Annotated in this window: 19 protein-coding genes and 2 pseudogenes; 11 read left to right on the top strand and 10 right to left on the bottom strand. The window is 71.1% G+C overall.

All coding sequences use genetic code 11. The annotated features are described in order from the left end of the window. The first annotated feature begins 206 nt into the window (after positions 1-206). On the top strand, positions 207-4,808 hold the full coding sequence (gene gltB, locus OHA64_RS12265; RefSeq protein WP_405623950.1) for a glutamate synthase large subunit: 4,602 nt from the start codon (positions 207-209) through the stop codon (positions 4,806-4,808). Further along, positions 4,801-6,264, top strand: coding sequence for a glutamate synthase subunit beta (locus tag OHA64_RS12260; protein WP_405612084.1), 1,464 nt, complete (start codon positions 4,801-4,803; stop codon positions 6,262-6,264). Before gltB ends, OHA64_RS12260 begins: the two co-directional genes overlap by 8 nt. Positions 6,265-6,641: 377 nt before the next feature. On the opposite strand, the pseudogene tnpA reads toward OHA64_RS12260, so the two are convergent. Then, positions 6,642-6,851, bottom strand: a pseudogene (gene tnpA / locus OHA64_RS12255) (IS200/IS605 family transposase); the annotation flags it as partial. Between tnpA and OHA64_RS12250 the strand changes: the two are divergent. Together OHA64_RS12250 and OHA64_RS12245 are read left to right on the top strand one after the other, a co-directional pair. Then, positions 6,814-7,371 (top strand): annotated as a pseudogene (locus tag OHA64_RS12250) (RNA-guided endonuclease InsQ/TnpB family protein); the annotation flags it as partial. The pseudogenes tnpA and OHA64_RS12250 sit on opposite strands and share 38 nt — an antisense overlap. A 241-nt stretch (positions 7,372-7,612) precedes the next feature. Next, entirely contained in the window at positions 7,613-8,533 is a 921-nt protein-coding gene (locus OHA64_RS12245; protein WP_405612082.1) for a glycoside hydrolase family 113, read from the top strand. Between the two features lie 27 nt (positions 8,534-8,560). Here the strand turns inward: OHA64_RS12245 and OHA64_RS12240 are convergent, their stop codons facing one another. Next, positions 8,561-9,529, bottom strand: coding sequence for a chitosanase (locus OHA64_RS12240; RefSeq protein ID WP_405612080.1), 969 nt, complete (start codon positions 9,527-9,529; stop codon positions 8,561-8,563). 70 nt (positions 9,530-9,599) lie between these two features. Here OHA64_RS12240 and OHA64_RS12235 point away from each other — a divergent pair, with 70 nt between their 5' ends. Continuing rightward, positions 9,600-10,325 carry a vWA domain-containing protein gene (locus OHA64_RS12235; protein WP_405612078.1) on the top strand — a complete coding sequence of 242 codons (726 nt, stop codon included), beginning with the start codon at positions 9,600-9,602 and terminating at the stop codon, positions 10,323-10,325. A gap of 70 nt (positions 10,326-10,395) precedes the next feature. Continuing rightward, complete coding sequence (locus OHA64_RS12230) at positions 10,396-12,054, top strand: cytochrome bc complex cytochrome b subunit (protein ID WP_405612076.1); 1,659 nt, start codon at positions 10,396-10,398, stop codon at positions 12,052-12,054. Here the strand turns inward: OHA64_RS12230 and OHA64_RS12225 are convergent. Both OHA64_RS12225 and OHA64_RS12220 read right to left on the bottom strand, forming a co-directional pair. Then, complete coding sequence (locus OHA64_RS12225) at positions 12,042-13,067, bottom strand: acyl-CoA dehydrogenase family protein (RefSeq protein ID WP_405612074.1); 1,026 nt, start codon at positions 13,065-13,067, stop codon at positions 12,042-12,044. The two genes, OHA64_RS12230 and OHA64_RS12225, sit on opposite strands and share 13 nt — an antisense overlap. Further along, positions 13,067-14,206, bottom strand: coding sequence for an acyl-CoA dehydrogenase family protein (locus OHA64_RS12220; RefSeq protein ID WP_405612072.1), 1,140 nt, complete (start codon positions 14,204-14,206; stop codon positions 13,067-13,069). Before OHA64_RS12220 ends, OHA64_RS12225 begins: the two co-directional genes overlap by 1 nt. 59 nt (positions 14,207-14,265) lie before the next feature. Between OHA64_RS12220 and OHA64_RS12215 the strand changes: the two genes are divergently transcribed. Genes OHA64_RS12215 through OHA64_RS12205 form a run of 3 tightly spaced genes read left to right on the top strand, consistent with a single transcriptional unit; the run spans position 14,266 to position 16,906 of the window. Continuing rightward, positions 14,266-15,051 carry an SDR family oxidoreductase gene (locus OHA64_RS12215; RefSeq protein WP_405612070.1) on the top strand — a complete coding sequence of 262 codons (786 nt, stop codon included), beginning with the start codon at positions 14,266-14,268 and terminating at the stop codon, positions 15,049-15,051. Between the two features lie 26 nt (positions 15,052-15,077). Continuing rightward, positions 15,078-15,713: a TetR/AcrR family transcriptional regulator gene (locus OHA64_RS12210; protein WP_405612068.1), complete on the top strand. Its 636-nt coding sequence runs from the start codon at positions 15,078-15,080 to the stop codon at positions 15,711-15,713. Between the two features lie 35 nt (positions 15,714-15,748). Continuing rightward, positions 15,749-16,906, top strand: a complete 1,158-nt coding sequence (locus OHA64_RS12205; RefSeq protein ID WP_405612066.1) for an acetyl-CoA C-acetyltransferase — start codon at positions 15,749-15,751, stop codon at positions 16,904-16,906. 2 nt (positions 16,907-16,908) lie between these two features. Here the strand turns inward: OHA64_RS12205 and OHA64_RS12200 are convergent, their stop codons facing one another. Genes OHA64_RS12200 through OHA64_RS12185 form a run of 4 tightly spaced genes read right to left on the bottom strand, consistent with a single transcriptional unit; the run spans position 16,909 to position 20,293 of the window. Further along, a complete protein-coding gene (locus OHA64_RS12200) occupies positions 16,909-17,958 on the bottom strand; it encodes an NAD(P)H-dependent flavin oxidoreductase (protein ID WP_405612064.1) in 1,050 nt (349 codons plus the stop codon). After that, entirely contained in the window at positions 17,958-18,701 is a 744-nt protein-coding gene (locus tag OHA64_RS12195; RefSeq protein WP_405612062.1) for a CoA-transferase subunit beta, read from the bottom strand. Before OHA64_RS12195 ends, OHA64_RS12200 begins: the two co-directional genes overlap by 1 nt. After that, complete coding sequence (locus tag OHA64_RS12190; protein ID WP_405612060.1) at positions 18,698-19,534, bottom strand: CoA transferase subunit A; 837 nt, start codon at positions 19,532-19,534, stop codon at positions 18,698-18,700. The genes OHA64_RS12195 and OHA64_RS12190 overlap by 4 nt, the downstream gene beginning before the upstream one ends. Next, positions 19,535-20,293 (bottom strand): enoyl-CoA hydratase family protein, encoded by a 759-nt coding sequence (locus OHA64_RS12185; RefSeq protein ID WP_405612058.1) that lies wholly within the window; start codon positions 20,291-20,293, stop codon positions 19,535-19,537. 54 nt (positions 20,294-20,347) lie between these two features. On the opposite strand from OHA64_RS12185, the gene OHA64_RS12180 reads away from it, so the two are divergent. Both OHA64_RS12180 and OHA64_RS12175 read left to right on the top strand, forming a co-directional pair. After that, complete coding sequence (locus tag OHA64_RS12180) at positions 20,348-21,088, top strand: SDR family oxidoreductase (protein WP_405612056.1); 741 nt, start codon at positions 20,348-20,350, stop codon at positions 21,086-21,088. Between the two features lies 1 nt (position 21,089). After that, a complete protein-coding gene (locus OHA64_RS12175) occupies positions 21,090-21,995 on the top strand; it encodes an SDR family oxidoreductase (RefSeq protein WP_405612054.1) in 906 nt (301 codons plus the stop codon). 69 nt (positions 21,996-22,064) lie between these two features. Here the strand turns inward: OHA64_RS12175 and OHA64_RS12170 are convergent, their stop codons facing one another. Continuing rightward, complete coding sequence (locus OHA64_RS12170) at positions 22,065-22,943, bottom strand: hypothetical protein (RefSeq protein WP_405612052.1); 879 nt, start codon at positions 22,941-22,943, stop codon at positions 22,065-22,067. A 143-nt stretch (positions 22,944-23,086) separates the two neighbouring features. After that, complete coding sequence (locus OHA64_RS12165) at positions 23,087-24,847, bottom strand: glycoside hydrolase family 35 protein (RefSeq protein WP_405612050.1); 1,761 nt, start codon at positions 24,845-24,847, stop codon at positions 23,087-23,089. Between the last annotated feature and the right edge of the window lie 103 nt (positions 24,848-24,950).

Below are 24,950 nucleotides of genomic sequence, written 5' to 3'. Positions count from 1 at the left end.
GACCTGTCCCGCTCGGTCCCCACATACTTCAAGCCATGTGCGCGACACCCCCTCGCACCCGCGTGGCGTCCGCATGTTGGAACGGAGCATCCGGTTCCCGAGAACCGCTCCATCATGTAACCTGCACGAAATTTTGCACTCACGCAGAGGGCCAACGTCGTCCCTCGGCAATCTGCATATGCCACATGACGACGACGGGAGAGCCGATGCGTACGCCGCGCCAGCCGTCCCAGCACTCCACGAATGGCCAGAACTGGTCGTTCATGGATGCTCGCCCTGCTGCGCAGGGTATGTACGACCCCCGCAACGAGCACGACGCCTGCGGCGTCGGCTTCGTGGCCACCCTCACCGGCGAGGCGAGCCATGCGCTGGTCGAGCAGGCGCTCACGGTTCTGCGCAACCTTGAGCACCGGGGCGCCACCGGCTCCGAGCCCGACTCGGGCGACGGCGCGGGCATTCTGTCCCAGGTGCCGGACGCCTTCTTCCGCGAGGTGACCGAGTTCGAGCTGCCCGCGGCCGGTGCGTACGCCGTAGGCATCGCCTTCCTGCCGGAGGACGGCACCGAGGACGCTGTCTCACAGATCGAGACGATCGCCGCGGACGAGGGCCTGACGGTTCTCGGCTGGCGTGAGGTGCCGGTCGCGCCCGGGCTCCTCGGCGCCACCGCCCGTTCCACGATGCCCGCCTTCCGGCAGATCTTCGTGACCGACGGTTCCTCGACGGACATCGCCCTCGACCGCACGGCGTTCGTGCTGCGCAAGCGCGCCGAACGCGAGGTCGGCGTCTACTTCCCCTCGCTGTCCGCGCGGACGATCGTCTACAAGGGCATGCTGACCACCGGCCAGCTGGAGCCCTTCTTCCCGGACCTGTCCGACCGCCGCTTCGCCTCCGCGATCGCGCTGGTCCACTCGCGGTTCTCGACGAACACCTTCCCGAGCTGGCCGCTGGCCCACCCGTACCGGTTCGTCGCGCACAACGGCGAGATCAACACCGTCAAGGGCAACCGCAACTGGATGGCCGCCCGCGAGTCCCAGCTGGTCTCCGACCTGTTCGGAGCGGACCAGAAGGCCCTCGACCGGGTCTTCCCGATCTGCACGCCCGAGGCCTCCGACTCGGCGTCCTTCGACGAGGTCCTCGAACTCCTGCACCTGGGCGGCCGTTCCCTGCCGCACTCCGTGCTGATGATGATCCCGGAGGCGTGGGAGAACCACGACTCCATGGACCCGGCCCGGCGCGCCTTCTACCAGTTCCACTCCAACCTGATGGAGCCCTGGGACGGCCCGGCCTGCGTCACCTTCACCGACGGCAAGCAGGTCGGCGCGGTCCTCGACCGCAACGGACTGCGCCCCGGCCGCTACTGGGTCACCGACGACGGCCTGGTCGTCCTCGGCTCCGAGGTCGGCGTCCTCGACATCGACCCCGCGAAGGTCGTCCGCAAGGGCCGGCTGCAGCCCGGCCGCATGTTCCTCGTCGACACGGTCGAGCACCGCATCATCGAGGACGACGAGATCAAGGCCCAGCTCGCCACCGAGGCGCCCTACGCCGAGTGGCTGGAGGCCGGCGAGATCGAGCTGTCCGACCTGCCCGAGCGTGAGCACATCGTGCACACGCACGCCTCCGTCACCCGCCGCCAGCAGACCTTCGGTTACACCGAGGAGGAGCTGCGCGTCATCCTGGCGCCGATGGCCAAGGCCGGTGCCGAGCCGATCGGTTCGATGGGCACGGACTCGCCGATCGCCGCGCTGTCCGAGCGCCCGCGGCTGCTCTTCGACTACTTCACCCAGCTGTTCGCGCAGGTCACCAACCCGCCGCTGGACGCGATCCGCGAGGAGCTCGTCACCTCCCTGCGCTCGTCGCTGGGCCCCCAGGGCAACCTGCTGGAGACGAGCGCCGCGTCCTGTCGCAGCGTCGTCCTGCCCTTCCCGGTGATCGACAACGACGAGCTGGCCAAGCTCATACACATCAACGCCGACGGCGACATGCCGGGCATGAAGGCCGCGACCCTCTCCGGTCTCTTCCGCGTCTCCGGCGGCGGCGACGCCCTGGCCGCGCGCATCGAGGAGATCTGCTCCGAGGCCGACGCCGCCATCGAGAACGGCGCCCGCCTGATCGTCCTCTCGGACCGCCACTCGGACGCCGAGCACGCGCCGATCCCGTCGCTGCTGCTCACCGCGGCCGTCCACCACCACCTCATCCGCACCAAGCAGCGCACCCAGGTGGGCCTGCTGGTCGAGGCCGGTGACGTCCGCGAGGTCCACCACGTCGCCCTGCTCATCGGCTTCGGCGCCGCCGCCGTGAACCCGTACCTGGCCATGGAGTCGGTCGAGGACCTGGTCCGCGCCGGCACCTTCCTGTCGGACATCGAGGCCGAGAAGGCCATCCGCAACCTGATCTACGCCCTCGGCAAGGGTGTTCTGAAGGTCATGTCCAAGATGGGCATCTCGACGGTCGCCTCCTACCGGGGCGCCCAGGTCTTCGAAGCGGTCGGTCTGGACGAGCAGTTCGTCACCAAGTACTTCAGCGGCACGGCCACCAAGATCGGCGGCGTCGGCATCGACGTCATCGCCAAGGAGGTCGCCGCCCGCCACGCGAAGGCGTACCCGGCCAGCGGCATCGCGCCCGCCCACCGTGCCCTCGACATAGGCGGCGAGTACCAGTGGCGCCGCGAGGGCGAGCCGCACCTGTTCGACCCGGAGTCGGTCTTCCGCCTCCAGCACTCGACGCGCAGCGGCCGGTACGACATCTTCAAGAAGTACACCGAGCGCGTGAACGAGCAGTCCGAGCGTCTGATGACGCTGCGCGGCATGTTCGGCTTCAAGGCCGGGGACCGTCAGCCGATCTCCATCGACGAGGTCGAGCCGGCGTCCGAGATCGTCAAGCGTTTCTCCACCGGCGCCATGTCGTACGGCTCCATCTCCAAGGAAGCCCACGAGACGCTCGCCATCGCCATGAACCAGCTGGGCGGCAAGTCCAACACCGGTGAGGGCGGCGAGGACGCCGACCGGCTGTACGACCCCGCGCGCCGGTCCAGCATCAAGCAGGTCGCCTCCGGCCGCTTCGGTGTGACCTCCGAGTACCTGGTCAACGCGGACGACATCCAGATCAAGATGGCCCAGGGCGCCAAGCCCGGCGAGGGCGGCCAGCTGCCCGGCCACAAGGTGTACCCGTGGGTCGCCAAGACGCGTCACTCGACGCCGGGCGTGGGCCTCATCTCCCCGCCGCCGCACCACGACATCTACTCCATCGAAGACCTGGCCCAGCTGATCCACGACCTGAAGAACGCGAACCCGCAGGCGCGGATCCACGTGAAGCTGGTCTCCGAGGTCGGCGTCGGCACGGTCGCGGCGGGTGTGTCGAAGGCACACGCGGACGTGGTGCTCATCTCCGGCCACGACGGCGGTACCGGCGCCTCCCCGCTGACCTCGCTGAAGCACGCGGGCGGCCCCTGGGAGCTCGGTCTCGCCGAGACCCAGCAGACCCTGCTGCTCAACGGCCTGCGCGACCGCATCGTCGTGCAGACCGACGGCCAGCTGAAGACCGGCCGCGACGTCGTGATCGCCGCGCTGCTCGGCGCCGAGGAGTTCGGTTTCGCGACCGCGCCGCTCGTCGTCTCCGGCTGCGTCATGATGCGCGTCTGCCACCTGGACACCTGCCCCGTCGGCATCGCCACCCAGAACCCGACCCTGCGGGACCGGTTCACCGGCAAGGCCGAATACATCGTGAACTTCTTCCAGTTCATCGCCGAGGAGGTCCGCGAGATCCTCGCCGAGCTGGGCTTCCGGTCCATCGAGGAGGCCGTCGGTCACGCCGAGACGCTCGACGTGACCCGCGCGGTCAACCACTGGAAGGCGCAGGGCCTGGACCTGGCTCCGCTCTTCTACGTGCCCGAGCTGTCCGACGGCTCCGCACTGCACCGGGTGATCGAGCAGGACCACGGCCTGGAGAAGGCGCTCGACAACGAGCTGATCAAGCTCGCCGCCGACGCCCTCGCCGCGGACTCCGCGACCGACGCCCAGCCGGTGCGCGCCCAGGTCGCCATCCGCAACATCAACCGCACGGTCGGCACCATGCTCGGCCACGAGGTGACGAAGAAGTTCGGCGGTGCGGGCCTGCCCGAGGACACCATCGACATCACCTTCACCGGCAGCGCCGGCCAGTCCTTCGGCGCCTTCCTGCCGCGCGGTGTCACGCTGCGCCTGGAGGGCGACGCCAACGACTACGTCGGCAAGGGCCTCTCCGGCGGCCGGGTGATCGTCCGTCCCGACCGGGGCGCCGACCACCTCGCCGAGTTCTCGACGATCGCGGGCAACACCATCGCGTACGGCGCGACCGGCGGCGAGCTGTTCCTGCGCGGCCGGTCGGGCGAGCGGTTCTGCGTCCGCAACTCCGGCGCGACGGTCGTCTCCGAGGGCGTGGGCGACCACGGCTGCGAGTACATGACCGGCGGTCACGCGGTCGTCCTGGGCGAGACGGGCCGCAACTTCGCGGCCGGCATGTCCGGTGGCGTCGCGTACGTCATCGACCTGAACCGCGACAACGTCAACGTGGGCAACGTCGACGCGGTCGAGGCGCTGGACGACACCGACAAGCAGTGGCTGCACGACGTGGTGCGCCGGCACGCCGAGGAGACCGGCTCGACGGTCGCCGAGAAGCTGCTCGCCGAGTGGACCGTGTCCGTGGAGCGCTTCAGCAAGATCATCCCCAGTACGTACAAGGCAGTGCTCGCCGCCAAGGACGCCGCCGAGCGAGCGGGTCTCACCGAGACCGAGATCACCGAGAAGATGATGGAGGCGGCGATCAATGGCTGACCCGAAGGGCTTTTTGAACCACGGCCGTGAGGTCGCCAAGACCCGCCCCGTCGAAGAGCGCACGAAGGACTGGAACGAGGTCTACGTCCCCGGCTCCCTGCTGCCGATCATCAGCAAGCAGGCCAGCCGCTGCATGGACTGCGGCATCCCGTTCTGCCACAACGGCTGTCCGCTGGGGAACCTGATCCCCGAGTGGAACGACTACGCCTACCGCGAGGACTGGGCGGCCGCCTCCGAGCGTCTGCACGCGACGAACAACTTCCCGGAGTTCACGGGCCGGCTGTGCCCCGCGCCCTGCGAGTCGGCGTGTGTGCTCGGCATCAACCAGCCGGCCGTCACCATCAAGAACGTCGAGGTCTCGATCATCGACAAGGCGTGGGAGACCGGTGACGTCGCCCCGCAGATCCCGGAGCGGCTGTCCGGCAAGACCGTCGCGGTCATCGGCTCCGGCCCCGCCGGACTCGCCGCCGCCCAGCAGCTCACCCGGGCCGGCCACACCGTCGCCGTCTATGAGCGCGCGGACCGCATCGGAGGCCTCCTCCGGTACGGCATCCCCGAGTTCAAGATGGAGAAGCGGCACATCAACCGCCGTATCGAGCAGATGCGCGCGGAGGGCACCCGCTTCCGCACCGGCATCGAGATCGGCCGCGACCTCAAGGCGAGCGACCTGAAGAAGCGGTACGACGCGGTCGTCATCGCCGCCGGCGCGACCACCGCGCGTGACCTCCCGGTCCCCGGCCGTGAACTCCAGGGCATCTACCAGGCCATGGAGTACCTGCCGCTGTCCAACAAGGTGCAGGAGGGCGACTTCGTGGCGCCCCCCATCTCCGCCGAGGGCAAGCACGTCGTGGTCATCGGCGGTGGCGACACCGGCGCCGACTGCGTGGGCACCGCCCACCGCCAGGGTGCGGCCTCGGTCACGCAGCTGGAGATCATGCCCCGCCCGAACGACGACCGGAACCCGGTCTCCCAGCCCTGGCCGACCTTCCCGATGCTGTACAAGGTCACGTCCGCGCACGAGGAGGGCGGCGAGCGGGTCTACTCCGTCTCCACCACCCACTTCGAGGGCGACGAGGACGGCAACGTCCAGTGGCTGCACCTCACCGAGGTCGAGTTCGTCGAGGGCAAGCTGACCCAGAAGCCGGGCACGGAGCGCAAGATCCCCGCCCAGCTGGTCACCCTCGCGATGGGCTTCACGGGCACCGACCGCGACAACGGCCTGGTCGACCAGTTCGGCCTGGACCTCGACGAGCGTGGCAACGTCGCCCGCGACGCCGACTTCCAGACCAACGTGCCGGGCGTGTACGTCGCCGGTGACGCCGGCCGCGGCCAGTCCCTCATCGTGTGGGCCATCGCGGAGGGCCGCTCGGCCGCCCGCGGGGTCGACCGCTTCCTGACGGGTGGCAGCGAGCTGCACGCCCCGATCCGCCCGACGGACCGCTCGCTGATGGTCTGATCCGCAGGATCGACAGACGTCCCGTACAAAGGCGTACGGGCGGGATATCCGGGGGTACGCCCCCGGACCCCCCGAGACGGCGCCTGCCCCTCAGTCCCCGACCGGACGAGGGGCAGGCGCCGTCGGCTTTTCCGGCCCTCAGCCCGAACTCGCCTCCAGGCCCTCGAACTCCACCGTCGCGTCCTCCGAGTACGCGCCCACCCGGCCCCGGTGGTAAGGCCGTTCGGCGTCCGTGAACGTCACCAGCGGCGTCCCGCCCACCGACACCGACAGCACCGCCCCCGCTGCTCGACCCGCACGTCGTACCAGCCACCCACCGGGTACGTCGTCCGCCCGGTCGCCAGGAAGCGCTGCCCGCCCGGATAGGCGGGGTCGCGCTTGGGCGGGTAGTGCACGAGCAGGTGCACGTGGTCCTGTTCTCCGTTGAACTGCTTCAGCTCGGCTTCGAAGTCGGCGCAGACCTCCCGCATGATCTCTTCGGTGCGGGTCAGCATGGCGTCCGTGAACGCATTCCGCCTGAACTTGGTGACGAAAACCAAGTGAACGTGCAGGCCAGGCGAGCGCACCAGCCGCCGGCTGCACCGCACCTACGACCAGATCGCAGGACTGCGCGCGAAAGCCAAGTGCCGGGCCCTGGACTGGCAGCACCGGACGACCACCGCCATCGCCCGCACGTACGGCACGGTCGTGGTCGAAGCACTCACCATCACGAACATGGTCAAGTCCGCCAAGGGAACGATCGAAGAGCCGGGGAAGAACGTGGCCCGGAAATCCGGGCTGAACCGCTCCATCAGTGGGGAGGCGTGGGGCCGGACGGTCACCATGCTGACGTACAAGACCGCACAGCTCGGCGGCACCGTGGTCAAGGTCCCCGCCCCCGGCACCTCCCGGCGCTGCTCGGCGTGCGGCTGCACCACGCCCGGCAGCCGGGAGTCCCAGGCCGTGTTCGTGTGCAAGAACCCGGACTGCGGATGGTCGGGCAACGCCGACCACAACGCAGCCCGCAACGTCCTGCATCTGTACCGGATGGGCCTCGCGCTCGTCCCGGCTGCCGGGAGGGCAGTCGTCAGGCGCGCCAAGCGCGTCAAGCCCGCTGCCGCAAGGTAAGCAGGAATCTCCCGGCTCCAGCCGGGAGAGCACTTCAACACCCGTACTACCCGACCCAGCCCCTCAAGGACACGATCGACGGCATCAAGGCCCTGGGCTACACCTTCGTCAGCCCGACGAGCCTGTGAGAGCACCGGTCGCGCGGAGGAGGACCGTCGCCGCTGCCGCGGTGGCGGTCCTCCTCGCCGCCGGAGGGTGCACAGCCACCGGCTCCTCCCGCGGGAAGGAGCCGACGGGGACCATGCGGGGCATCACCCTGCCCTCCTGGTACCGCACCGACTACGACAGCCCCGCCGCCGGCCGGTATCTGCGGGACATCAGGGCGACCGGGGCACGCTGGGTCACCCTCACCCCGACCTGGTACCAGCACCGGCGCACCGACTCCTTAATGCGTCCCACCGAGGAGACCGCGAGCGACGCGAGCCTGAGGAGGATCGCGCGCCGTGCCCACACGGCCGGCCTCAAGGTGATGTTCAAGCCGCACGTGGACCTGCCCGGCGACGGCGATCGCGCCGGGATCCGCCCTCGTGCCCGCGCCGCCTGGTTCACCTCCTACCGCCGCTTCATCACCCACTACGCCGACCTCGCCGCCGACACGGGCGCCGAGCAGTTCGCGGTGGGCACCGAACTCGCCGGGGTCTCCGGCGATCGCGAGGCGTGGACCCGGGTCGTCGACACCGTCCGCCGGCACTACGACGGCCCTCTGACCTACGCGGCCAACTACGACGAGTACACGAGGATCGGCTTCTGGAAGGAGCTCGACCTCATCGGCATCGACGCCTACTGGCCACTGTCCGGCAGACCCACCGACGACACCGCACGGCTGCGCCGCGCCTGGAAACCGATCAGCGAGGAACTGGCCGCGTTCTCCCGACGCCACGACCGGCGCATCCTGTTCACCGAGGCGGGATACGTCAGCCAGCACGGCTCCACGCCCGCGCCGTACGCCTGGGACATCAGCAGTCGCACCGGCGACGCCGAACAGGCCGCCGCCTACCGGGCGTTGCTGGACACCTTCACCGACCGCCCGTGGTGGGCCGGGGTGTGCTGGTGGATGTGGGACGACTGGCCGGACAGCGGGGAGACCCCGGCCGCGCTGGCCTACACACCGCACGGCAAGCCGGCGGAGCGGGTGCTGCGGGAGAGGTGGGGCGCCTCCTAGGCGGACAGGGCTACAGCGCTACAGGGCCTACGCCACCCTGTACGTCTGCCCGTACACCTTCCACTCCAGCGGGGTGGTGAGCTGCAGGTTGCCCTCGTCCAGGAAGCGGCGCTGTTCGGTGTCGACGCGGCTGGTGTCCGTGCCGGGGTGCAGGGTGTCCATGGCGGCGCGACGGACGTCGAGGAAGGCCTCGATGTAGGCCTTCTCGGAGCCGCCCCGGGCGGGGGTGGCCGCGCGGCGCACGGCCGCGGCGCGGATGCCGTCGAAGCTGGTGGGGTCGCTGCCCGGGCCGTGGTAGACGAGCGCGTCGTAGTAGACGAACTGGCCGAGGACACCCAGACCGTCCTGCTCGGCGCGGCGGACCGCGGGGTCGAAGAAGACCCGGTCGCGTTCGGCGTCCTGGGCCTTGCGGAACGCGGGACGTGCGGCCTCCGCCTTCCAGGCCGCGGTGAAGCCGGGGTCCAGACCGTCGTGGGAGTCCGTGCCGTCGACGTCACGCAGGGCGGGGAGGTAGCGGGCGAGGCCGTTGCCGGGGTGCTTGTCGGTATAGGTCTGCACGAGGGTGAGCAGATCGTGGGTGCCCGTGCAGAAGCCGATGAGGCCGGCCGTGTAGCCCTGTCCGTCACCGATGTCCTCGATGTAGGCATAGGCGGCGCGCCAGTCGAGGGTGGAGTTCTCGGCGCTGGCCACCAACCGCTGGGCCAGTTCCTTCTTGCCGGGGTCGGCCAGGCTCGCGGGCCGGGCGGCCGACGTACGCGCGGCCGGCTTACGGGCGGTCGGCGTACCCACGGCCGGTGCGGCCACGGCCGGCGTACGGGCGGTCGGCGCGGCCACGGCCGGTGTACGGGCAGCGGCCGTCGGCCTCGTGCTCGCCCGCGCTCCGCCGTCCCCGTCGCCCCCGGCGTCCCCGTCCAAGGGGATCGCCGTCGTGGCGTAGACCGTCGCCGCGACCACGAGGGGCACGGCGGCGAGCAGAAGCAGACCGGCACGTTTCATGGTGCCCAAGCGTACGGTCGCGCGGTGCCGTAGCGTCGGCGGACGGTTCGGTGAGCGAGGGGGACTTCCGATGTCCGCGATCAGTCTGCGCAAGGTGACGGAGACGGCGCCCGCGTTGGTCAGCCTGTACAAGAGCGCCGGGGCGGCACTGGAGCGGCACGGCCTGGACGGGCTGCGGGCCGCGGTCTACCTGGTCGTCGACCACTCCGGGTCCATGCGGCGCTACTACAAGAACGGCAGCGTGCAGGCGCTCGCGGAGCGGGTGCTGGGGCTGTCGGCGCACCTCGACGACGACGGAACCGTGCCGGTGGTGTTCTTCTCCACGGACATCGACGTCGTCGCGGACATCTCCCTGGCCGACCACCGGGGGTGCGTCGAGCGGCTGGCGGCCGGCCTCGGGCACATGGGGCGGACGAACTACCACGTGGCGATGGACGCCGTCATCGACCACCATCTGGACAGCGGTTCGAAGGACCCCGCGTTCGTGGTCTTCCAGACCGACGGCGGGCCCAGCAGCAGGTCCGTTGCCGAACAGTACGTGTGCCGGGCGGCACGGCTGCCGCTGTTCTGGCAGTTCATCGGCTTCGGGGATCCGGGCAGCCGCCAGTTCGACTTCCTGCGCCGACTCGACGACCTGGCGGTGCCGGACCGGAGGGTCATCGACAACGCCGGGTTCTTCCACGCCGGAGCCGACCCCCGGCGGATGTCCGACGCCGAGTTGTACGACCGTCTTCTGGGCGAGTTCCCGCAGTGGCTGAGGGCGGCGCGGGAGCAGGGAATCGTCCGGCCCACCTGACTGGCCGCCCCGTTGGCTTGGCCGTACTGTCGTGTAACCCTGGGGTTGATCCGACGGGGAGGCGACGAGGATGGACGGCGCACGATCGGTGAACGGGGGAGCGGGGCGGGCCGGCACGGCGCGCGGGGAGGCTCCCGGCAAGGGGGAGAAAGTCGCCGACTGGGCCGACGGACGGCTCGGGTTATACGCGTTGGCGAAGGCCAACATGCGCAAGGTCTTTCCGGACCACTGGTCCTTCATGCTCGGCGAGGTCTGCCTCTACAGCTTCCTCGTCCTGATCCTCACCGGGATCTACCTCACGCTGTTCTTCGAACCGAGCGGTGTCGAGGTCGTCTACAACGGCTCGTACGAGCCCCTCAACGGCGTCATCATGACCCGTGCGTACGAGTCGACGCTCGACATCAGCTTCGACGTGCGCGGCGGGCTGCTGATCCGGCAGATCCACCACTGGGCGGCGCTGGTCTTCGTCACCGGCATGCTCGTGCACATGATGCGGGTGTTCTTCACCGGCGCGTTCCGCAAGCCCCGCGAGCTGAACTGGATGTTCGGCTGGACGCTGCTGTTCCTCGGCATCCTGACCGGCCTGACCGGCTACTCGCTCCCCGACGACCTGCTGTCCGGCACCGGCGTCCGTTTCGCGCAGGGCGCCATCCTGTCCGTCCCGATCGTCGGAACGTATCTGTCCTTCTTCCTCTTCGGCGGGGAGTTCCCGGGGCACGACATCATTCCGAGGTTCTTCCCGATCCATGTGCTGCTGCTGCCGGGGATCATGCTGGGCCTGGTGGTCGCCCATCTGATCCTGGTCTTCTACCACAAGCACACGCAGTACCCGGGGCCCGGCCGCAACGAGAAGTCCGTGGTCGGCATGCCCTTCCTGCCGGTCTACATGGCCAAGGCCGGCGGCTTCTTCTTCCTGGTCTTCGGCGTTCTGACGATCATGGGCGGCGTCGCCAGCGTCAACCCCGTGTGGGCCTTCGGGCCGTACCGCCCGGACCTGGTGACCACGGGTGCCCAGCCCGACTGGTATCTGGGCTTCTCCGAGGGACTGATCCGGGTGATGCCGGGATGGGAGATCAACGCCTGGGGCCACACCCTTCAACTGGGCGTCTTCATCCCCTTCTCCCTGTTTCCGCTGATCCTGCTCGCCATCGGCCTGTACCCGTTCATCGAGGCATGGGTCACCGGCGACAGACGCGAGCACCACATCCTGGACCGGCCGCGCAACGTGCCCGTGCGCACCGGCCTGGGAGTGGCCTGGCTGAGCCTGTACGCGGTGCTGCTGATCGGCGGCGGCAACGACATCGTGGCCACCCATCTGCATCTGTCCATCAACGCGATCACCTGGTTCGTACGGGTGTCGGTGTTCGTGGTGCCGGTGCTCGCCTACGTCGTCACCCAGCGCGTCTGTCTCGGTCTGCAGCGCCGGGACCGGGCCAAGGTGCTGCACGGCAGGGAGACCGGCACCATCAAGCGGCTGCCGCACGGCGAGTACGTCGAGATCCACGAACCTCTTTCGCAGGGACAGCTGTTCACCCTCACCCAGCACGAGCAGGAACCGGCGTACGAGATCGGTCCGCTCGTGGACGCGGGCGGGGTACGACGGCAGGTCAAGGTCTCCCAGCGGGTGCGGGCCCGGCTGGCGCGGGCGATGTTCGGTGCGGAGACGCGGATCGACAAGCCGACGGTGGAGGAGTACCGGGAGGTCACGAGCGGCGATCACCACCACTGAGGGCGATCGCCGCTGCCGAGGACGGCGGCCCGGCACTCGTCGGGGCTTCCCCAGGCGGTGCGCAGGGCGCGGGCCTTGGTCAGCCACAGCGACAGGTCGTACTCCGCGGTGTAGCCGATCGCGCCGTGCAGTTGGAGAGCCGTACGGGCGGTGGCGTACGCCGCCTCGCACGCCGTGACCTTCGCGGCGGCGATGTCCTGCCCGGTCATGGTCAGCGCGGCACCGAGGACGAGGGGCCGCGCGAACTCCAGGGCGATCTTGGCGTCCGCCAGCTGGTGTTTGACGGCCTGGAACGAGCCTATGGGGACACCGAACTGGGTGCGCTGTCTGACGTACGCGACGGTCCTGTCGAGGAGCGCGAGGCCGACACCGAGGGCCTGGGCGGCCGTGGTGAGCCGGGCGATCCGCAGGGCGTGCGCCACGGCCGCGGTGACCTGCGGGCCCGCGGCGAGGAGCTCCCCGCCGGGCGGGAGGGGGAAGAGCCGGCGGGCGGGGTCGAGGGAGGGACGCGGCAGGCCCGGCGCGGGGGCCAGACGCAGCTCGGCGGCGGACTCCGCCGCTCGGGCCGGTGCCGCCGCGCTCTCCGGTCCCGACACCCTCAGTCGTACGTCCGCGGCGTCCGCGTCCAGCGCGTACCCGCCCCGGGTCACCGTGGCCGCCGACTTGCCCGAGGCCAGCGCGGGCAGCAGGCGTTCGGCCGGGCCCGGGTCGTCCAGCGCCGCGAGCAGCGTCGCCGCCGTCACCGTCTCCACCACCGGCCCCGGCACCGCGTGCCGCCCCAACTCCACGAAGGCGACGGCGAGTTCGACGGGCCGCGATCCCATCCCCTCGTACGCCTCCGGGACCGCCAGGGCGAAGACGCCCGCCTCGGCGAGACGGGACCACAGCGCGCGTCCGCCCGTCCGGTCGCCGCGACTCCAGTCCCGTACGACGGACGGGGTGTCGGCGGCCGTCAGCAGGGCGGTCAGGGAGTCGGCGAAGGCACGTTGTTCGGTGGTCGGGAGGAACCGCATCACCGGCGTCCCTTCGGCAGGCCCAGCAGGCGTTCGGCGATGATGTCGCGCTGGATCTCGTTCGTGCCCGCGTAGATGGGGCCGGCGAGAGCGAACACATACCGCTCGGCCCACTCCGTGTCGGCCGGCTCGCCCGCCGCGTCCAGGATGTCGAGGGCCGTCTCGGTGAGCGCGATGTCGTACTCCGACCAGAACACCTTGTTGAGGCTGGACTCCGGGCCGAGGACCGCTCCGTCGAGGTGCCGGGAGGCGGCCGCGTACGTGAAGAGCTGGTAGGCGCGGGCGCCGATCAGGGCGTCGGCCACGCGATGCCGCACGGCGTCCGGGCTGCCCTGGGCCCGCCACAGCGCGCACAGCCGGCCGGCGCCCGCCAGGAAGCGGCCGGGGGAGCGCAGCGTGAGCCCGCGCTCGTTGCCCGCCGTGGACATCGCCACCCGCCACCCCTGACCGGGTTCGCCGATCACGTCCTCGTCCGGCACGAACACCTCGTCCAGGAACAGTTCGGCGAAGGCGGGTCTGCCGTCGAGGCGGCGGATGGGGCGGACGGTGACGCCGGGCGCCCGCAGGTCGAACATCACGTAGGTCAGTCCCTGGTGCGGCTTGGCCGGCTGCGGGTCGCTGCGGAACAGGCCGAACGCGCGGTCGGCGAACGCCGCCCGCGAGGACCAGGTCTTCTGTCCGGACAGCAGCCAGCCTCCGGCGGTGCGGACGGCTCTCGACCGCAGCGACGCCAGATCCGAACCCGCCTCCGGCTCCGACCAGGCCTGCGCCCAGACCACCTCGCCGGTGGCCATGGGCGGCAGCACGCGCGCGCGTTGGTCCTCCGTGCCGTGGTCGAAGAGGGTCGGCGCGAGCAGGCTGACCCCGTTCTGGCCGACCCGGCCCGGCGCGCCCGCCGCGTAGTACTCCTCCTCGAAGAGCAGCCAGCGGACCAGGCCCGCGTCCCGCCCGCCGTAGACCGTCGGCCAGTCGACCACCGACCAGCGGTCCGCGGCGAGTTCGGCCTCCCACACGCGGTGCGCGGCGAAGCCCTCCTCCGTCTCCAGGGAGGGCAGGGGAGCGGGCGGCACATGGGCCTTCAGCCAGGTGCGGGCCTCGGCCCTGAAGGCCTCTTCTTCCTGCGTGAAGGCGAGATCCATCGGCGGCAGCCCTTCGACGGCACTTCCCTAACAAGTGTTTGGTAGGTTAGCGTGGCCCCATGACAGGCGTCGAGACTCCGGAGTACGTGCCCGGGCACGGGCTGCTGAGCGGACGGACCGCCGTCATCACGGCCGCCGCGGGCGCCGGGATCGGCGGCGCGAGTGCCCGCCGCTTCCTGGAGGAGGGGGCGCGGGTGCTGCTCAGCGACGCCCACGCGCGGCGGCTGAAGGAGTACCAGGCCCGGCTGGCCGACGAGTTCGGCGCGGAACAGGTGTCCGCGATGCCGTGCGACGTGACCGACGAGGGCCAGGTGCGGGAACTGTTCGACGAGGCACTGCGAGAGCACGGACGACTGGACGTGGTCGTCAACAACGCCGGCCTCGGCGGCACGTCCGCCCTCGTCGACATGACCGACGAACAGTGGTCGCGCGTCCTGGACGTGACGCTGAACGGCACGTTCCGATGCACGAGGGCCGCCCTTCGGCGGATGAGGGACACCGGCGGCGTGATCGTCAACAATGCCTCCGTCGTCGGCTGGCGCGCCCAGGCGGGACAGGCGCACTACGCCGCCGCGAAGGCGGGCGTGATGGCACTGACCCGGTGCGCGGCCATCGAGGCGGCCGAGTTCGGGGTGCGCGTCAACGCCGTCTCGCCCAGCCTCGCCATGCATCCCCACCTGGTGAAGGTGACCTCTCCCGAACTGCTGGCGGAGCTGACGCAGCGCGAGGCCTTTGGGCGGCACGCCGAACCCTGGGAGGTGGCCAACGTGATCGTGTTCCTGGCGTCGGGCTACTCCTCGTACCTGACCGGAGAGGTCGTCTCCGTCAGCAGTCAGCACGCCTGACGAGCGGGGGCGACCACAATGGACCCGTGCCGACCAAGAAGAAGCCCCAGGTGACCGCCGTCAGGAAACCCGCGCCCGCCGCCCCTCGGGCCCGCCGCCGCGAACTCCTCGACACCGCCGCCGAGGTCTTCGCCGACCAGGGCTACAACGCCACCACCGTACGCAAGATCGCGGACCACGCGGGCATGCTCGCGGGCAGCCTCTACTACCACTTCGACTCCAAGGAATCGATGCTGGAGGAGATCCTGCGGACCTTCCTCGACGAGCTCTGGGACGGCTACGGCACCGTCCTGGGCGCCGAGTTCGGCCCGCGCGAAACCCTCGAAGCCCTCGTCACCGAGTCGTTCCGGGAGATCGACCGGCATCGCGCCGCCGTCGCGATCTACCAGAAGGAGAGCAAACAGCTCGTCGCGCAGGAACGGTTCGCGTTCCTCGCCGAGTCGCAGCGCCGGTTCGAGAAGGCGTGGCTGTCCACGCTGGAGCGCGGGGTCGCCGCCGAGGTGTTCCGGTCCGACCTCGACGTCCGCCTCACCTACCGGTTCGTGCGCGACACCGTGTGGGTCGCCGCGTCCTGGTACCGGCCCGGCGGACAGCACAGCCCGGAGGAGATCGCCCGGCAGTACCTGTCGATGGTGCTGGACGGGATCGCCGTACGCGCATAGCCCTTTCGTATGCCCTTTCCTGTGAGGGAGTTGTCATGGCCGAGGCCTACATCGTCGAAGCGGTCCGTACGCCTGTCGGGCGGCGCGGGGGAGGACTGAGCGGGGTCCACCCGGCCGACCTGGGAGCGCATGTGCTCAAGGAGCTGGTCGCGCGGGCCGACGTGGACCCGGCCGCCGTGGAGGACGTCGTGTTCGGCTGCCTCGACGCCGTGGGGCCGCAGGCCGGGGACATCGCGCGGACCTGCTGGCTGGCGGCCGGGCTGCCCGAGGAGGTGCCGGGGGTGACGGTGGACCGGCAGTGCGGATCCTCGCAGCAGGCCGTGCACTTCGCCGCGCAGGGCGTGCTGTCCGGGACGCAGGACCTGGTGGTCGCGGGCGGCGTGCAGAACATGTCGCAGATCCCGATCGCCTTCGCCACCCGGCAGGCCGCCGAGCCGCTCGGCTTCACCCAGGGCCCGTTCGCGGGCAGCGAGGGCTGGCGGGCGCGGTACGGGGACCGGCCGGTGAACCAGTTCGCGGGCGCCGAGATGATCGCCGCGAAGTGGGGGATCAGCAGGCAGGACCAGGAGGAGTTCGCGCTGCGCTCGCACCGGCGGGCGCTGAGGGCGGTCGACGAGGGGCGGTTCGAGCGGGAGATCGCGGCGTACGGCCAGGTCGGCGTCGACGAGGGGCCGCGCCGGGACACCTCGCTGGAGAAGATGGCCGGGCTCAAGCCGGTCATCGACGGCGGCACCGTCACCGCGGCCTGTTCCTCGCAGGTCTCCGACGGGTCGGCGGCCATGCTGCTCGCCTCGGAGCGGGCGGTGCGTGAACACGGGCTGCGGCCCCGCGCGCGCGTGCACCATCTGTCCGTGCGCGGCGAGGACCCGATCCGCATGCTGACCGCGCCGATACCGGCCACCGCCCACGCCCTGAAGAAGACCGGCCTGTCGATCGACGACATCGACCTCGTCGAGATCAACGAGGCCTTCGCGCCGGTCGTGCTGGCCTGGCTGAAGGAGACGGGCGCGGATCCGGAGAAGGTCAACGTCAACGGTGGTGCGATCGCTCTCGGGCATCCCCTGGGCGCGACGGGCGTCAAGCTCATGACGACCCTGCTGCACGAACTGGAGCGCACCGGCGGCCGGTTCGGCCTCCAGACGATGTGCGAGGGCGGCGGACAGGCGAACGTGACGATCATCGAGAGGGTGTGAGCTCAGGGAGCGGTTCTCAGCCGCTCCCGTACCTCCTGAGCCTCCTTCATGATCCGTTCCACCAGCTCCGCGCACGACGGCAGGTCGTCGATCACCCCGGCGACCTGCCCGGACGCCATGACACCGAGATCCGTACGGCCGTCCACCATCGCCGACTTCAGCAGCATCGGCGTGTTCGCGGCGAGCAGCACCTGGCTCCAGGTCAGGTCCTTGCCGTGCTTCATGGCGAGGCCGTCGCGGATCAGCTGCCGCCAGGTGAGCCCGGACAGCCTGCGGAAGCCCGCTGCCCGGCGCACGGAGTGCAGCAGCGTGCGTGTGCGGCCGGAGGACTCCAGGGCGTCGACCAGTTCCGTGCGCAGCATCCGGTGCGGCAGACCGTCCACCGCCCGCGTCACCGTCACGTCCCGCACCGTCGCCGCCAGATACCGCGCCTTCACCGCGTCCGGCACCGTCGAGTCCGAGGTCAGCAGGAAGCGGGTGCCCATGGCCACCCCGGCCGCACCGTAGGCCAGCGCCGCGACCAGGCCCCGCCCGTCGAAGAAGCCGCCCGCCGCCACGACCGGTATCCCGACCGCGTCGACCACCTGCGGCAGCAGCACCGTCGTCGCCACGTCCCCGGTGTGTCCGCCGCCCTCGCCGCCCTGCACGATCACCGCGTCCGCGCCCCACCCGGCGACCTTCTCGGCATGCCGCCGGGCGCCGACGGAGGGGATGACGACGACCCCCGCCCCCTTCAGTTCGGCGATCAGCTCGGCAGACGGAGCGAGGGCGAAGGACGCGACCCGCACCCCCTCCTCGATCATGATCCGCACCCGGTCGCCGGCGTCGGCCGCGTCGGCCCGGAGGTTGACCCCGAAGGGCGCGTCCGTGCGGGCCGCCACCTCGCGGATCGCCTCCCGCAACTGGTCGAGGGTCATCGTCGCGGACGCCAGGATCCCCAGTGCCCCCGCGCCGGCCGTCGCCGCGACCAGGCGGGGGCCCGCCACCCAGCCCATCCCGGTCTGCACGATCGGATACCGGACGCCGACCAGCCGGGTCAGTGCGGTCTCCATCAGCCGTCCTCCCGGTCCGGTACCTCACGAGTGCGGGCACCCGCCGGATCGATCACCTCGCGGATCAACGCCAGCTCCTCGGGCGTCGGTTCACGGGTGTACGGCACCTCGTCCGGGACGGCCGGTTCGAAGCCGGTCGCCTCCCTGACCTGGTCCACGGTGACGCCGGGGTGCAGCGAGGCCAGCCGCATCGAGTGGTCGGGGGTGGCGAAGTCGAAGACACCGAGGTCGGAGACGACCCGCGGGACGCGGTGGAAGCGGGCCGTCCCCGGATGCTCGGCGGCGCGGTCGTACCCCACCCCGCACACCATGTCGACGCGCTCGACGAAGACCCGCCGGGAGTGCCTGGGCACCCAGTAACTGGTCGGATTGTTCAGGGTGTTGACCGAGGCTCCCCGCACCCCCAGCAGCTGCCGCTTCGGCCTCGCCCAGTCGCCGATGCAGGAGATGTTCTGGTTGCCGTACCGGTCGATCTGGCTTGCGCCCATCATCACGTGCCGGCGTCCGCCGGCGACCAGGGTGAGGTGCTGCCGGTACGGCAGCCAGCCCTCGACGGTGCCGTCCGGGCCGACGAGCATCGCCTCGCCGTCGGTCAGCAGCAGGTCCGGCGCGAAGGTGCGGCGGGCCAGCCGGGCGCCGACGGACGGGATCACGCCCATGGGACTCGCCAGGATCTCGCCCGCGTCCCGCCAGGCCTCCGCGCAGGCGATCACGCAGTACTCGGCGCGGGTGACGGCGCTCATGTCTCCTCCCTGACGGCCGACTGATAGGCCTGTTCGTCCCCGTCGAGGAACCGCGCAGCGAACTGAGCCCACGGCGTGGTCGCGTACCGCTTCTGGAACGCCTCGTCCCGGTCGTAGTCGGGGGCACAGGACGTGAAGTGGGCGCCGTTCGGGGCCTCGACCACGCCCGTGACCGTGTGGCGTTTGACCAGCAGGGTCTGCGGCGCGGCCTCCTTCGTCAGCTCGGCCGTGTCCACGAGCCGCTCGCAGGACATGTACGCGGTGTCCGCCGCCTCGCAGAACAGGTCGTCGAAGTACGGGTCCGGGCCGAGGTACTGGCCGTTGCCCTGCCGGTCCGCGCGGCTCATGTGCACCAGGGCGGCGTCCATCCGCAGCGCCGGCATCGCCACGAACGTCTCCCCGTCGTCGTACGGCGAAGTCACCGTCCGCAGGCCCGGGTTGACCCGCATCACGTCCGAGCCGATCCCGGCCCGCACCGGCAGGAAGGGCAGCCGGTTCGCGGCCGCGTGCAGGCCCCACAGGAACATCGCCTCGTCGATCTCCGTCAGGTCGAGCGAGCCGCGCTCCCGGGCCGCCCGGTAGTGCGGCTCGAGAGGGATCGAGTCGAGGGTGACGAACGCGGTGACCAGCTTGCGGATCCGTCCGGCGGCGGCCAGCATGCCGACGTCCGGACCGCCGTACGAGATGACGGTCAGGTCGGTGATGTCCGACCGGAGCAGCGCTCTGACCAGGGCCATCGGCTTGCGCCGGGAGCCCCAGCCGCCGATGCCGAGGGTCATGCCGCTCGCCAGCCGGGAGACGGCCTCGTCGGCGGTCATCGTCTTGTCGCTCACCTACGCACCTTCCTTCCGGAAGTTGTCGCGGACGCGGTCGGCCACGCCGCTGAGGTTGGCCTCGAAGGTGAAGCCCTGCTCGAAGCGGTAGCTGCGCCGCACGTCCACGGGGTCGATGCCGTTGATGGCGGCCTTCGCCAGCCGGAGCAGACTGCCGTCCTTCGCGGCGATCTCACGGGCCAACTCCATTGCGGCAGAATGCAGTTGCTCACGCGGCACCACCCGCCACACCGAGCCGTGCGCATGCAGCTCGGCCGCGGTCGCCGTGCGGGAGGTGTAGTACAGCGCCCGCATCAGGTGCTGGGGGACCAGCCGGGACAGGTGAGTGGCCGCACCCAGCGCTCCCCGGTCCAGCTCGGGCAGTCCGAAGGCGGCGTCCTCGCTCGCCACGATCGCGTCCGCGTTGCCCACGAGACCGATGCCGCCGCCCAGGCAGAAGCCCTGCACCGCCGCCACCACCGGCACCTCGCACTCGTACACGGCCGCGAAGGCCTCCGCGCAGCCGGAGTTGGCGCCGAGCAGCGCGCCCTTCCCACGTGCCTGGATCTCCTTGATGTCCACGCCCGCGTTGAAGCCGCGCCCCTCCGCTGCCAGCACCACGCACCGGACCTCCGGCTCGCGGCCGGCCGTGCGCACGGCGTCGGCCAGCGCGAACCAGCCGTCCACCGGCAGTGCGTTCACCGGCGGGAAGTCGACTGTGACGACGGCGATTCCGCTATTTCCGGGCCCCTTTTCCGGGGACGAGGTGGAGACACCCATGGGCGCATCAGCTACCTTTCCACCAAACGTTTGTTAGGTGAAGGGTAGCGGTGAATGGAGCTGAACGGGAGGGTCGTGGTCGTCACCGGCGGGACCCGCGGTGTCGGTGCCGGCATCGCGCGGTCCTTCGTGGCCGCGGGTGCCGAGGTCGTGGTCTGTGCGCGCAGACCACCACAAGTCCCCCTGCCGAACACGGAGTTCGCCCCTTTGGACGTACGGGACGGTGACGCCGTACGACGGTTCTTCGCCGAACTGCCCCGCCTCGACGTCCTCGTCAACAACGCGGGCGGCGCCCCCTACCGCCTGCTCGCCGAGGCCGAACCCGAACGGCACGTCCGGATCCTGGAGTTGAACCTCCTCGCGCCGCTGACGGTGTCCCTGGCCGCGTACGACCTCCTCAAGCGGGCGAGGGGTTCGATCGTGATGACCGGCAGCGTCAGCGGCGGCCGTCCCTCGCCCGGCGCCGCCGCGTACGGCGCGGCCAAGGCGGGGCTCGAGAACCTCGCCCGCTCGATGGCCGTCGAGTGGGCGCCGGACGTCCGCGTCAACACCCTCGTCGTCGGCATGGTCCGCACCGAGCAGTCACATCTGCACTACGGGGACGACGCGGGCATCGCGGCCGTCTCCCGCACGGTCCCGCTCGGCCGCCTGGCCGAGCCGTCGGACGTGGGAGCGGCGGCGGTCTTCCTCGCTTCGGACGCCGCCGCCTACATCAGCGGGGCGAGCCTGCTCGTCCACGGAGGCGGGGAGCGGCCCGCCTTTCTGGACGCGGCAACTGTCAACAAGGAGACGTGAGATGAGCGGACTCTGTGACGGACGGGTCGTCGTCGTCACCGGCGCCGGCCGCGGACTCGGCCGCGCCCACGCCCTGGCGTTCGCCGCCGAGGGCGCCCGCCTCGTCGTCAACGACCTCGGCGTCGGACTCGACGGCACCCCCGGCGCCGACAGCCCGGCCGAGCTGGTCGCGGCGGAGATCCGCGCGGCCGGCGGCGAGGCGGTCGCGCACGGCGGCGACATCGCCGCGAGCGAGGGGGCGGCGTCCCTGGTGGCGACCGCCGTGCAGACGTACGGCCGTCTCGACACCCTCGTCAACAACGCCGGCTTCCTGCGCGACCGGATGCTCGTCAACCTCGACGAGGACGACTGGGACGCCGTCCTGCGGGTCCATCTGAAGGGCCACTTCCTGCCCCTGAAACACGCCGCCGCACACTGGCGCGCCGAGACCAAGGCGGGACGCACACCCGAGGCGCGGATCGTCAACACCAGCAGCGGCGCCGGGCTGTTGGGCTCGCTGGGGCAGGGAAACTACAGCGCCGCGAAGGCCGGGATCATCGGACTGACCCTGGTGGCCGCGGCCGAGCTGCGCCGCTACGGCGTCCAGGTCAACGCCATCGCCCCCGCGGCCCGGACCCGGATGACGGAACGCACCTTCGCCGCCACCATGACCGCGCCCGACGCCGGCTTCGACGCCATGGCCCCCCAGAACGTCTCCCCCCTGGTCGTCTGGCTGGGCTCCCCGGCGAGCGCCGGGGTCACCGGACGGGTCTTCGAGGCGGAGGGCGGCCGGATCACGGTGATGGAGGGCTGGCGCCCGGGACCCACCGCCGACAAGGGCACGCGGTGGAGCCCCGGAGAGGCGGGCGAGGCGACGCTGAAACTGCTGGCCGAGGCGGAGGTGCCGGGCGCGGTGTACGGGGCTTGAACGGACGCCGCTCCCGACCACTCGTTCCCGAGCCCACGGGGCCGCACCACTCGTCCTCGCCCGCGCACCCTACGTGTCGCACTCCAGCACCGTCCGGCACAACGCACACCGCGCCCTCACCCTCCCCCGTACCGGCACCCGGATCCGCTGATGGCAGGTCGGGCAGGGGAAGGACACCCGCAGCCCACCGCCGTCGGGGGTGAAGGCGTAGGGGACACCGGGCTGCGGACCGGGCGCGTGGCGCCGGTCGCGGGCGTAGCGCCGCCGCCCCGTCCACCCCGCCGCCGTCAGCGGCGGCTGCTGCTCGTCCTGCCGGGCCAGCGCCATGCCCCGCACATACGCCGTGTAGGCCTGCGGGCTGGTGAACCACACCGAAGGGTCCTCACCGAAGACGAGGGCCCGCTTGGCGAGGACGTAACCGAACTCCTCCGGCGTGAGATACCCGAGCTTCTGCGACGACGCCGCGTCCTGACGGAACGCGTCCAGGAGCAGCCAGCCGGCACCGAGGTAGGTCGCCGCCGTGTCCGTGAGGATCTCGTTCTCGCGGGTGCCGGGGAACGACAGGTCCAGGCGGTGCAGATAGACGTGCATCACCTCATGCGCGAGGGCCGCGCCGATGTCCCGGCGATGGGTGCGGAACCGGTCGTTCAGCTCGACGAAGTACTCCGGCCCGGCGGTGAGTTCGACGTTCGCCGCGTGCCGCATCTCCCGGAAGCTCACGACCAGCCGCGCGTCCGGCAGCCGGTAGTGCCGCACCAGCTCGCGGGCCACCCGCTGCGCCCCCAGATACAGGTCGTCGGTGTCGCAGAACGCCACGTCGGCGGGGGCCACGCTGGTCGCGAACGTCTGCACGGTGTCGTACGACAACCGTTTGTACAAAGCGGTGATGGCGTCCCGCACCGTCTCCAGGTGCGGATAGCCGTGCTCGACCGGTCCGTCGTTCGCCACGCCCGTACCCCCAAGACGCCCTGAACCCGATTCCACTGTACGGGCACGCGGCCGGAACCTCTCCGGTCCGTTCGGCGCGGCTGCCGGCCGCTACCGGTCCTCGAAACCGCCGAGGCCCGCCCCGGCCGTCAGGCCCGCCGAGGTCACCGCGCCCTCAGCGCGGGAGCGCGCACCACCCCTCCCGCCGACGCCCCCTCGTACTCCAGCACCCACACCTCGTTGACGCCCTCCCGCAACACCGGCCCGGGCACGTACAGCGTCTCCTGAGGACCCGCCGACGAGTAACGGCCGAGGTTGAAGCCATTGATCCACACGAACCCACGCGTCCAGCCCGGCAGCTCCAGACAGGCGTCCCCGGCACCCCGGACCGTGACCGTGCCCCGGTACAGGCCCGGGCCGCAGTCCCCGGGAAGCGCACCCAGGGCGACCCCCGTGACATCGTCCAGCGCGTCCAGACGCAGCCCACGCGCGCGTACCCCGTGCAGATACTGCCGCTCGTGCAGCAGCCCCCCGGTGATCCCCTTGGGCTCGCCGATCCGGGGACCGTAATTCACCCTCCCCAGGGACTCCACCCACAGCTCCACGCGCGCGTACCCGGCGACGGGCTCCTTGAGACGGTCGTCGTCCTCGGTGAGCGTCCCGGCCCGCTCCCCGTCCACGTACACCACCGCCACGTCCCGCAGCCCACGCACGGACAGCGGGTACGGCTGCCGCGGCCCCGGCACCGTCACCTCGTACCGCACGACCCCCCGGTCGACATCCAGCTCCTCGAAGGTGGGCGGCACGGGAGACGAGGTCTCCGGGCCCCCGAGGGCGTCGACCACGGCACCGAGCGACGCCCACCCGGTCAGATCCACCGCGGCCGGGGCACCCAGCCGCGCGGGCGCAGGAGGCGGATCGGGCAGCGGGCCGTCCGCGTACGCGGCCAGGACCTCGCGAAAGAGCCAGAACTTGTCCGTCGCGCACCCGGCCTCGTCGACCGGAGCGTCGTAGTCGTACGAGGTCACGTCCGGCAGCAGCGGACCGTCGTGCAGATCGCCGCCGCCCCGGTTCGCCCCCGCCCAGCCCCCGAAGTTCGTGCCCCCGTGCGCCATGTACAGATTGACCGAGCCCCCGCACTCCAGGATCTCCCGCAGTGCCGCCTGGGCGTCCGCCGCGTCCCGTACCGCATGTTCCCCGCCCCAGTGGTCGAACCAGCCGCACCAGAACTCCGCGCACATCAGCGGCCCGGACCCCCGGTGCCGGCGCAGCGTCTCGAACGCCGCGCGCGCGTGGGAGCCGAAGTTCACCGTCGCGAGCACGCCGGGCAGCGAACCACCGGTGAGCATGTGGTCCTCCGGGCCGTCCGAGGTGAACAACGGCACCGTCACCCCCTCGCAGCGCAGCAGATCGGCCAGCCGGCCCAGGTACCCCGCGTCCGAGCCGTAACTGCCGTACTCGTTCTCCACCTGCACCAGCAGCACCGGACCGCCGCGGTCGACCTGCCGGGACACCACCTGAGGCAGCAGCCGCCGGAACCAGCGCTCCACCGGGCGCAGAAATCCCTCGTCGCGGGTCCGCACACGCGTGCCCAGCGCACCCGTCACCCAGTGCGGCAGCCCCCCGTTCTCCCACTCCGCACAGATGTACGGCCCCGGCCGCACGATCGCCCACAGGCCCGCCTCCCGCACCGCGTCCAGGAACCGGCCCAGCCGCTCCACGTCCCGGAACCCGCCGGGGCGCGGTTCGTGGAGGTTCCACGGCACATACGTGTCCACGCAGTTGAGGCCCATCGCCCGCAGCATCGCCAGCCGATGCCCCCACTGCGCCTCATGCACCCGGAAGTAGTGCAGCGCACCAGACAGCAGCCGCACCGGCCGCCCGTCCAGCAGGAAGTCCCCGTCCCCCACCCTGAACTCACTCATGCGCTCCACCCTCACCCCCTGGCGGTGATCACGTCCATGGACAAAGATCGGCGCTGCTTGGACGAAAACGGCCGCCTCGACGCGAGGGCCGCCGGACGACACG

The sequence above is a fragment of the Streptomyces sp. NBC_00076 genome (genome assembly GCF_045041235.1).
Taxonomy (GTDB): Bacteria; Actinomycetota; Actinomycetes; order Streptomycetales; family Streptomycetaceae; genus Streptomyces.
The sequence above is the reverse complement of the archived record's forward strand: the minus strand, read 5'-3'. Positions and strand labels throughout refer to the sequence as shown.

Bases quoted from the DNA above. Each gene is read 5' to 3' on its own strand.
- gltB (WP_405623950.1), top strand. From the start codon at position 207: ATGCGTACGCCGCGCCAGCCGTCCCAGCACTCCACGAATGGCCAGAAC.
- OHA64_RS12260 (WP_405612084.1), top strand. From the start codon at position 4,801: ATGGCTGACCCGAAGGGCTTTTTGAACCACGGCCGTGAGGTCGCCAAG.
- OHA64_RS12245 (WP_405612082.1), top strand. From the start codon at position 7,613: ATGCGGGGCATCACCCTGCCCTCCTGGTACCGCACCGACTACGACAGC.
- OHA64_RS12240 (WP_405612080.1), bottom strand. From the start codon at position 9,529: ATGAAACGTGCCGGTCTGCTTCTGCTCGCCGCCGTGCCCCTCGTGGTC.
- OHA64_RS12235 (WP_405612078.1), top strand. From the start codon at position 9,600: ATGTCCGCGATCAGTCTGCGCAAGGTGACGGAGACGGCGCCCGCGTTG.
- OHA64_RS12230 (WP_405612076.1), top strand. From the start codon at position 10,396: ATGGACGGCGCACGATCGGTGAACGGGGGAGCGGGGCGGGCCGGCACG.
- OHA64_RS12225 (WP_405612074.1), bottom strand. From the start codon at position 13,067: ATGCGGTTCCTCCCGACCACCGAACAACGTGCCTTCGCCGACTCCCTG.
- OHA64_RS12220 (WP_405612072.1), bottom strand. From the start codon at position 14,206: ATGGATCTCGCCTTCACGCAGGAAGAAGAGGCCTTCAGGGCCGAGGCC.
- OHA64_RS12215 (WP_405612070.1), top strand. From the start codon at position 14,266: ATGACAGGCGTCGAGACTCCGGAGTACGTGCCCGGGCACGGGCTGCTG.
- OHA64_RS12205 (WP_405612066.1), top strand. From the start codon at position 15,749: ATGGCCGAGGCCTACATCGTCGAAGCGGTCCGTACGCCTGTCGGGCGG.
- OHA64_RS12200 (WP_405612064.1), bottom strand. From the start codon at position 17,958: ATGGAGACCGCACTGACCCGGCTGGTCGGCGTCCGGTATCCGATCGTG.
- OHA64_RS12195 (WP_405612062.1), bottom strand. From the start codon at position 18,701: ATGAGCGCCGTCACCCGCGCCGAGTACTGCGTGATCGCCTGCGCGGAG.
- OHA64_RS12185 (WP_405612058.1), bottom strand. From the start codon at position 20,293: ATGGGTGTCTCCACCTCGTCCCCGGAAAAGGGGCCCGGAAATAGCGGA.
- OHA64_RS12180 (WP_405612056.1), top strand. From the start codon at position 20,348: ATGGAGCTGAACGGGAGGGTCGTGGTCGTCACCGGCGGGACCCGCGGT.
- OHA64_RS12175 (WP_405612054.1), top strand. From the start codon at position 21,090: ATGAGCGGACTCTGTGACGGACGGGTCGTCGTCGTCACCGGCGCCGGC.
- OHA64_RS12165 (WP_405612050.1), bottom strand. From the start codon at position 24,847: ATGAGTGAGTTCAGGGTGGGGGACGGGGACTTCCTGCTGGACGGGCGG.